This window comes from Micromonospora sp. 4G55 (assembly GCF_016803375.1).
Window position 1 is genome coordinate 1 of the sequence record NZ_JAEVHN010000263.1, and the last position, 8086, is coordinate 8086.

The following is an 8086-nucleotide window of genomic DNA, read 5'->3' on the forward strand; positions in this document are numbered from 1 at the left end:
TGGTGCTCGACCCGGAGCCCGACCGGTGAGCCCGCCGGCCCCGGTCTGGCGCGGGCGCCGGACGAGACCGGTTTCCTGCTGCTCCCGCTCGCCGCGCTGGTGTTCAGCTCGGCGGTGCTGCTCGCCGTCGTCTTCGGGCTGACCGTGCTCGCCCGGCCCGGCTGCGGACTCGGGGACGTGCTCGATCATCCGTGCAGCGAGATGTTCGTGCGGATGTCGAACTTCTTCAACCTGCTGGCGGTGCCCGGCGTGGTGCTGTTCGCCTGGCAGACCCGGCGGCAGCGGCGGCACACCCGGCCGCTGGAACCGGGCATGTTCCGCGCCGCCGAGGAGGTGATCGCCGAGGTGCTCGCCTCGGTCACCCTGCGCCGGCCGGTCCCGGTGCTGCTCGGCACCCGGCTGGGACGGCGGGCGTTCACCGGCGGCACGGGCGACAAACCGTACGTGGCGCTCGGGCCGGAACTGCTCGCCACGGCGGCGAAGGGCCCGGAGGGCCGGGCGGTCTTCGAGGCGGTGCTCCGGCACGAGCTGGCCCACGTGCAGAACCACGACCTGCTGCGGCTGCGCTTCGCCACCGTGCTGCGGATCAGCACCCGGGCCACCGCGCTGGGCACCGGGCTGCTGCTGCTCGCCCAGCTGATCTGGGTGCCGGGCCCGCTGACGGCGGGCGGGGCGCTCGGCGTGGTGGTGCGGGCCACCGTGCTGGCCGTCCTCGCCGAACTCGCCACCCGGGCGTTCCTACGGTTGCGCGAGCACCAGGCGGACGTCCGCGCCGCCGGCGGCGACCCGGACGGCATCCGGGTCGCCCTGCACCAGGGGTCCGAGGCGCCCCGAGGGCTGCCGACCCGGGTGTGGGAGCGGCTGTGGGAGCGACACCCGAGCGTGGCGACCCGCCTCGCCGCACTGGCCGACCCGACCGCCGCGCTGACCTTCCCGCTCGGGCAGCTCTTCGCCGGCGGCGTGTTCACCGCGGTCGCGCTGACCAACGCGCAGCTCCTCGTCGAGCTGATGGTCTTCGACGAAGTGCTGGCCGTGCCGGCCGGCGAGGAGGTGCTCTGGGCTGGGCTCGCCGTGCTGGCGCTGGCCGCGATCCAGCCGGCGATCTTCCTGGCCGACGGCGTCTGGCGCGACGTACGGGGACGACAGCTCGCCGGGCGCCCGGAGCGGCCCGCCGCGCTCGGGGCGGTGTTCGCCGTGGGGCTGCTCGCCGGGACGTACCTCGCCCCGTACACCGGACTGGTCCACCAGCCACGGCCGGACGGCTGGCCGCTGCTGCCGAGCCTGGTCGTGCTCGCTGCGGTGGCGGTGCTGCTCTGCCGGTGGCTGACCGGGCTGGTGCGGCGGGCCGCCCCAACCACCTCCGTGGGTCGCCGGGTCCTGCTGCTGCCGGCGCTGCCGGTCGGGGTCGGCGTGCTGTTGCTGGCGTGGGAGACGCTGCTGTGGGTGGGCGGCCGGGCGTACGAGTGCGACCACTACCCCGTCGAGTGCGGACCGCTGGACACCGGGCGGCTGGCACTGCGTGTGGCCGGCACGCCGTGGGCGGTCGGGGTGCTGTCGCTCGCCACCCTCGCGCTGCTGGTGGTGACGCTGCGCCGGAGCAACCGGGGGCGCCCTGGTCACGACCGCCGGGGCGGCGCTGTCGGGCGCGCTGCTCGTGCTGGCGCTGCCCGGCTGGGGGTCGCCGACGCGGTGGCGCTCGACGTCTGGACGTCGCTGGATTCCCGGCTCGGCACCCCGGTCGCCGCGCTCGCCCTGCAGGTGACGCTGCTGGTGGCGGTGCCGCTGGCGGTTCTGCTGCCCCGACCGTCGGCCGGTCCGCTCGCCGCCGGGGCGGGGTGGCTGGTGCTGGCCGCGGGGCTGGACGCACAGCTGGCCGAGTGGGCCGACGGTCCCGTGGCGGCCCGGCCCGAGGACCTGACGTACGCGGTGGGGACCTTCCTCGGTCAGGCGCTCGCGGTCGTCCTGCTGGCCGTCGCGGTGGCGCTCGCCGCGCGTACCCTGATCGGCCGGCGGCGCGGGCGGGACCCGGCGGCGCGCCACGCCCCCCGGCAGCGGAAGCGGACCTATCAGCTCGCCGACGAGGTCGGGTAGCCGTACAGGTCCAGCAGCCGCCCCCGGGACGCCTGGAGCCGGTCCACCACCACGCTCATGAACCGGGTGGTGAGCTGCCGGCCGAGCGCGTCGTCGGAGTCCATCAACCGGCGCACCCCCGCGGCGGTGAACTCCACGGTGGTGGTGCGCCGCACGGCGACTGCGCCGAACTGCCAGCGGTACGGCGGGAAGAGCCAGGACCAGCCCAGCACCCCGCCCGGACCGATCATCTCGATGCCGACGTCGCCCCGCCCGGGCACCGGGAAGTCCAGCGCCACCTCGCCGCCCCGGACCAGCCAGAACCGCTCCGCCGGCTGGCCGGCGCGGAACAGCCGGTGGCCGGGATGCCAGGCCACCGGCCGGGCCTACCCAGTCAACCGGGGCAGCCACTCCGGCGGCAGGCCGGTCAGGAACGGGTGCTCACGCAGCATGTCCAGTGGGGTCATGGGCTGGTCCTCCTCACCTCGGCGGGGCCGGGGACCTCGGTGTCCTGACTCCATTGCACACCGCGCCGGCCGACGACGTCAGGGCCGATGGTCCCGGCCCTGGCGACCGAAAGGCCGCCGCCGTCGGGCCGCCGTCCGACGCCCAGGCGCCGACGCGCGGACGCTGACGCCCGGTGGCGGCGCGCGGGTCGGTGCCGAATGCCCGTGCGGTGCGCCGGGTACGTCGACAATGAGCTGACGAGTCGTGGGGGTGCTGATGAACCGACCGGTCGTGGCAGGCGTCGACGGATCGCCGTCCAGCCTGGTCGCCGCCGAGCACGCGGCCCGCGCCGCCGCGCTGCGCCGCCGGCCGCTGCACCTGGTGCACGGCTACCTGCACCCACTCGGCTACGGAGTGCCGCTCAACCCGTACGACCTGGGGCTGCCGGCGCCGACCGAGGAGTCGGGGAAGATGCTGGAGCGCACCGCGGCGGAACTCGCCGGCCGGTGGCCCGAACTGACCATCGAGGTACGCCAGGTCGCCGGCGGCCCGGGCGCCACCCTCATCGAGGAGTCCCGCCGCGCCGAGCTGGTGGTGGTGGGCAGCCGGGGGCTGGGCGGCTTCGCCGGGCTGCTGCTCGGCTCGGTCGGCGCCCAGGTCGCCGCGCACGCGCACTGCCCGGTGCTGGTGGTCCGCCCCGACGAGCAGCCGATCCCGGTGGACGGGCCGGTGGTGGTGGGGGTGGACGGCTCGGAATCCGCCCGGCTGGCCGCCGGGTACGCCGCCGACGAGGCGGCCCGCCGGGACGTGCCGCTGGTGCTGGTGCACGTCGGCCCGCCGGACGGGGACCGTCCGGTGCCGGAGGAGATCGAGGAGTCGCAGGCCGCGTACCAGGCGGAGGCGGTGCGGCTGCTCGCCGGGGCGTCCGCCGCCGTCCGGGCCGACCACCCGGACCTGGTGGTGCGCGAGCACCCGGTCCGGGCGGCCGGCGCGGCGCAGGGGCTGATCGAGGCGAGCGGTGCGGCCTCGATGCTGGCGATCGGCACCCGGGGGCGGGGCGGCTTCACCGGGCTGCTGCTCGGCTCCGTCAGCCAGACGGTCGTGCACCACGCGCACTGCCCGGTGCTGGTCGCCCACCCGTACGACCGGGCGGAGTGACCGCTCAGCCGTCCCGGCCGCCGAGGAGCTGCGCGAAGTCGGTGGTGAGGGCGAACGGGTCGACCGGGCCGGTCGACGGCGGGCGCCGCTCGACCTGGTCGGCCAGCTCCGCGCCGGCGCGCAGGATCCGGCCGCGCAGCGCGCCGTCGGCGGTGCCACCAGACCAGTCCTCCGGGGCGGCGAAGACCGCCGTCGGGACGACCACCGCCCGCAGGTAGCTGAACATCGGGCGGAGGGCGTGCTCCAGGGCGAGCGAATGCCGCGCGGTGCCGCCGGTCGCGGCGATCAGCACCGGCCGGTCGACCAGCGACCCGGCCTCCACCACGTCGAAGAAGGACTTGAACAGCCCGTTGTACGACGCGTTGAAGATGGGCGTGACCGCCACGACGCCGTCCGCGCCGGCCACCGTGTCCAGAGCCTCGCGCAGCGCCGCCGACGGGAACCCGGTGAGCATGTTGTTCACCACGTCGTGCGCGTGGTCGCGCAGCTCGACGGTGCGCAGCTCGACCTCGTGGCCGCGCCGGACCAGCTCGTCGCGGGCGGCCGCGGCAAGCTGGTCGGCGAGCAGTCGGGTCGAGGAGGGCTGACTGAGGCCGGCCGAGACCACGGCCAGGGTGCGCCGGGTCATCGGGTCGCCTCCGTACCGGTCAGGTCGGCGGCATCCCGGGCGGCGAGCAGCGAGGCGTGCGTGGGCGCCTCGGGCACACCGGCGGGGCGCAGGCTGTCGAACTCCTTGCGCAGCACCGGGACGACCTCCTCGCCGAGGATGTCGAGCTGCTCCAGCACGGTCTTCAGCGGCAGGCCCGCGTGGTCCATGAGGAACAGCTGCCGCTGGTAGTCGCCGACGTACTCGCGGAAGCCCAGCGTGCGGTCGATGACCTGCTGCGGGCTGCCCACGGTCAGCGGGGTCTCCCGGCTGAACTCCTCCAGCGACGGCCCGTGCCCGTAGACCGGGGCGTTGTCGAAGTACGGCCGGAACTCCCGGACCGCGTCCTGCGAGTTCTTCCGGACGAACACCTGACCGCCGAGGCCGACGATGGCCTGCTCCGGGGTGCCGTGCCCGTAGTGGGCGAAGCGCTGCCGGTAGAGCCCGACCATCCGCTGGGTGTGCTCCTTCGGCCAGAAGATGTGGTTGGCGAAGAAGCCGTCGCCGTAGTACGCGGCCTGCTCGGCGATCTCTGGGCTGCGGATCGAGCCGTGCCAGACGAACGGCGGCACGCCGTCGAGCGGGCGCGGCGTCGAGGTGAACGACTGCAACGGGGTACGGAAGCGGCCCTGCCAGTCGACGACGTCCTCCCGCCAGAGCCGGCGCAGCAGGTCGTAGTTCTCGATGGCCAGCGGGATGCCGTTGCGGATGTCCTGGCCGAACCACGGGTAGACCGGCCCGGTGTTGCCGCGACCCATCATCAGGTCCACCCGGCCGTCGGCCAGGTGCTGGAGCATCGCGTAGTCCTCGGCGATCTTCACCGGGTCGTTGGTGGTGATCAGCGTGGTCGAGGTGGAGAGCAGCAGCCGCTGCGTGCGTGCCGCGATGTAGCCGAGCATGGTGGTGGGCGACGAGGGCACGAACGGCGGGTTGTGGTGCTCGCCGGTGGCGAAGACGTCGAGGCCGACCTCCTCGGCCTTCAGCGCGATGGCCACCATCGCCTTGATCCGCTCATGCTCGGTCGGTTCCCGACCGTTGGTCGGGTCGACCGTGACGTCACCGACGGTGAAGACTCCGAACTGCATGACCAGCTCCTCGCGTGAGAAGACCGGGGCCGCGGTGGCCACCCGGACGCTGCCCACAACATATTTGACGAGTCAACTATTCCGCCACCGAAGCGTCCTGGGGTGGCCCCGGTCACCCGTGCGGCCGCGCTTCCCAAACCTCGGCGATGTCAGCGGCAGTGCCCGGCGGATCGATGGTCCAGTGAGCGATATGCCGGTGAGGCATAAATATGCCTGGCAGGCATATCGCTCACCCCGGACCATCTCCCGGCGGGGACCATCCGTGCGGCGGGTACGCCTCACCGCGCGGCTCCGGCCCTGGGTGAGCGGGGCGCGGCGGCCCGGGCACGGGGTAGGCCTCGCCGTGTGGCCCCGGCCCTGAGGTAGCGGGGCGCGATGGCCCGGGCACCGGATAGGCCTCGCCGTACGGCCCCGGCCCTGGGTGAGCAGGGCGCGATGGCCCGGGCACGGCGTAGGCCTGGTTGGACGGCGGCGGGGCCGGATACGGCGGAGCGGGAAACGGCGCCGGGTGGAACCCGCCGGGGTGGTGCGGCGGCGGGGCCGGGCGGCCCTTGCGGACGAGCAGGACCACGCCGAGCACCACCAGCCCGACGATCAGCAGCAGCGGGACGACGAGGCAGGCCAGTCGGCCCACGAGGTAACCCGCCTGGTGCGCGTCCATGCCGCCGCTCCCCTGTCCATCCTCGATGAGCGCCGAATGCTAGCGGATCATGGACACCAGGGCTGCCCCCCGTCGGGCGTCAGCCGCCGGCCACCGAGGGCAGCACCTGCACCTCGGCCCCGTCGGGGACCGGCGCGGCCACTCCCCCGGCGTGCCGGCAGTCCTCCCCGTCGACGTAGACGTTGACGTACCGGCGCAGTTCGCCCCGCTCGTCGCGGATCCGGCGGGCCAGTCGGGGCCAGGAGTCGGCGAGCGCGTCGAGGACGGCCCCCACCGAGCCGGCGGCCTCCACGGTGAGCCGGCTCGCGCCGCCGGCCTCGCCGCGCAGCGGGCCCGGCACCAGCACGGTGACCATCGTCAGACCTCCGCCGCCCGGACGCAGAGCACGTCCGGCAGGTGGGCGGCGACCAGCGACCAGGAGTCGCCGTCGTCGCGGCTGGCGTAGACCTCGCCGGAGCGGGTGCCGAAGTAGACGTCGCCCGCCCCGCCGGCGCACATCGCGTCCCGCAGCACCGAGGGGTGGAACGGCTCGTCCGGCAGCCCCACCGACAGCGGCTCCCACTTGTCGCCGGCATCGGTCGAGCGGAACACCCGGCACCGGTGGTCGACCGGGTACCGCTGGGAGTCGGCGACCAGCGGGAACGTGAAGACCGTGCCGGGACGCGACGGGTGGGCCACGATCGGGAAGCCGAAATCGCTGGGCAGGCCGTCGGCGATCGACGTCCAGGTGCGGCCGTCGTCGTCGGAGCGGTAGACGCCGTGGTGGTTCTGCGCGTAGAGCCGCTCCGGGTTGCCCGCGTCCCGGGCGACCTTGTGCACGCACTGGCCGAACTCGGGCCACTCGTCGGGCAGGAAGTACGCCCGGATGCCGGTGTTGCCCGGCGACCAGCTCTGGCCGGCGTCCTCGGAGCGGTAGACCCCGCCGGTGGACATGGCGACCAGGATCCGGTTCGGGTCGCGCGGGTGCGGCAGCACGGTGTGCACCGCCTGGCCGCCGAAGCCGGCGCCCCACTGCTCCCGGTGGGGGTGGTCCCAGAGCGAGCGGACCAACGTGAAGCTGCGCCCGCCGTCGGTGGAGCGGAACAGCGCCGAGGGCTCGGTGCCCGCCCAGACCACCTCGGGCGCGTCCGCGCCGCCCGGGACGATCTGCCAGACCCGGCCGAGGCTGGCGCCGGTGTCGGCCGGGAAGGCCACCGGCGCCTGCTCCGGCTCGGCCCAGGAGGCACCGAGGTTGTCGCTGGTGGCGACGCTCGGCCCGAAGTGCGAGCTGGTCATTCCCACGAGCAGCCGGGGCGTGCCGGGGCGGGGGTCGACGGCGACGGCGTAGACCCCGGTCATCGGGAAGTGCGGGCCGCTCACCTCCCAGCCGCGTCCGCCCGGGCTGGTGGCGAGGAAGAGCCCCTTGGCGGTGCCGATCGCGAGCAGCGTGGGCATGACCGTCCTCCGATCCGTCGATGAGTGCGTGGCGTGATTATGGCCACACCCCCCGACAGAGTCGCCCGGCCACGCCGGGGAGCTCAACCCCGCCGGCGCGGGACGTGCCGCCGGTAGCTGCTCACCGTCGGGTCGCCGGTGATCCAGAACCGCCAGGGCACGTCGTGCGCCCCGGTCACCCCGACCCGGGGGCCGGCGGAGATCGCCGCCTCCGGCACCGGCGCCACCGCCGGCCGCAGCCGGACCGGGCCGTCGCCCAGCAGGTCCAGGCCGTACGCCGAGCGGTCGATGCCGAGGGTCGCGGCAGAGCCGCGCCGGGCCGCGCGCCAGGTCGACGTCCCGGCGTACGGCGGCCGGCGGGCGCGGGCCACCTCGATGCCGTCGACCACCTCGGCGGCGCGCAGCAGCACCGCGGCCGCCTCGCCGTCCGGGCCGGTGACCACGTTCATGCACCAGTGCATGCCGTAGGTGAAGTAGACGTAGGCGTGGCCGGCCGGGCCGAACATGACCGCGTTGCGCGGGGTGCGCCCCCGGTGCGCGTGCGAGGCGGGGTCGCCGGCCGTCCCCGCGTACGCCTCGACCTCG

At 75.0% G+C, this 8086-nt stretch carries 9 protein-coding genes; 2 read left to right on the forward strand and 7 right to left on the reverse strand.

Annotation, left to right across the window (positions count from 1 at the left end):
• A partial coding sequence (locus JNW89_RS20540; protein WP_238450133.1) for a M48 family metalloprotease occupies positions 1-2091 on the forward strand: 2091 nt, incomplete at its 5' end.
• On the opposite strand, the gene JNW89_RS20545 is transcribed toward JNW89_RS20540, so the two are convergent.
• Positions 2067-2447 carry a cyclic nucleotide-binding domain-containing protein gene (locus JNW89_RS20545; RefSeq protein WP_238450134.1) on the reverse strand — a complete coding sequence of 127 codons (381 nt, stop codon included), beginning with the start codon at positions 2445-2447 and terminating at the stop codon, positions 2067-2069. The genes JNW89_RS20540 and JNW89_RS20545 overlap by 25 nt on opposite strands.
• 340 nt (positions 2448-2787) lie before the next feature.
• Here JNW89_RS20545 and JNW89_RS20550 point away from each other — a divergent pair, with 340 nt between their 5' ends.
• Positions 2788-3675 carry a universal stress protein gene (locus JNW89_RS20550; RefSeq protein WP_238450141.1) on the forward strand — a complete coding sequence of 296 codons (888 nt, stop codon included), beginning with the start codon at positions 2788-2790 and terminating at the stop codon, positions 3673-3675.
• Positions 3676-3679: 4 nt separating this feature from the next.
• Here JNW89_RS20550 and JNW89_RS20555 read toward each other — a convergent pair whose 3' ends face one another.
• From JNW89_RS20555 to JNW89_RS20580, 6 genes are all read right to left on the reverse strand, one after another.
• Positions 3680-4303 carry an FMN reductase gene (locus JNW89_RS20555; protein ID WP_238450135.1) on the reverse strand — a complete coding sequence of 208 codons (624 nt, stop codon included), beginning with the start codon at positions 4301-4303 and terminating at the stop codon, positions 3680-3682.
• A complete protein-coding gene (locus JNW89_RS20560; protein ID WP_238450136.1) occupies positions 4300-5406 on the reverse strand; it encodes an LLM class flavin-dependent oxidoreductase in 1107 nt (368 codons plus the stop codon). The genes JNW89_RS20555 and JNW89_RS20560 overlap by 4 nt, the downstream gene beginning before the upstream one ends.
• Positions 5407-5635: 229 nt before the next feature.
• Entirely contained in the window at positions 5636-6067 is a 432-nt protein-coding gene (locus tag JNW89_RS20565) for a hypothetical protein (RefSeq protein ID WP_238450137.1), read from the reverse strand.
• Between the two features lie 79 nt (positions 6068-6146).
• Positions 6147-6422 carry a ubiquitin-like small modifier protein 1 gene (locus tag JNW89_RS20570; RefSeq protein ID WP_238450138.1) on the reverse strand — a complete coding sequence of 92 codons (276 nt, stop codon included), beginning with the start codon at positions 6420-6422 and terminating at the stop codon, positions 6147-6149.
• 2 nt (positions 6423-6424) lie between these two features.
• A complete protein-coding gene (locus JNW89_RS20575; protein WP_238450139.1) occupies positions 6425-7501 on the reverse strand; it encodes an exo-alpha-sialidase in 1077 nt (358 codons plus the stop codon).
• 83 nt (positions 7502-7584) lie between these two features.
• On the reverse strand, positions 7585-8086 hold a 502-nt coding region (locus JNW89_RS20580; RefSeq protein ID WP_238450140.1), incomplete at its 5' end, for a DNA-3-methyladenine glycosylase.

Coding starts and splice junctions, on each gene's coding strand:
- JNW89_RS20555 (WP_238450135.1), bottom strand. CDS start 4,303: ATGACCCGGCGCACCCTGGCCGTGGTCTCGGCCGGCCTCAGTCAGCCC.
- JNW89_RS20560 (WP_238450136.1), bottom strand. CDS start 5,406: ATGCAGTTCGGAGTCTTCACCGTCGGTGACGTCACGGTCGACCCGACC.
- JNW89_RS20565 (WP_238450137.1), bottom strand. CDS start 6,067: ATGGACGCGCACCAGGCGGGTTACCTCGTGGGCCGACTGGCCTGCCTC.
- JNW89_RS20570 (WP_238450138.1), bottom strand. CDS start 6,422: ATGGTCACCGTGCTGGTGCCGGGCCCGCTGCGCGGCGAGGCCGGCGGC.
- JNW89_RS20575 (WP_238450139.1), bottom strand. CDS start 7,501: ATGCCCACGCTGCTCGCGATCGGCACCGCCAAGGGGCTCTTCCTCGCC.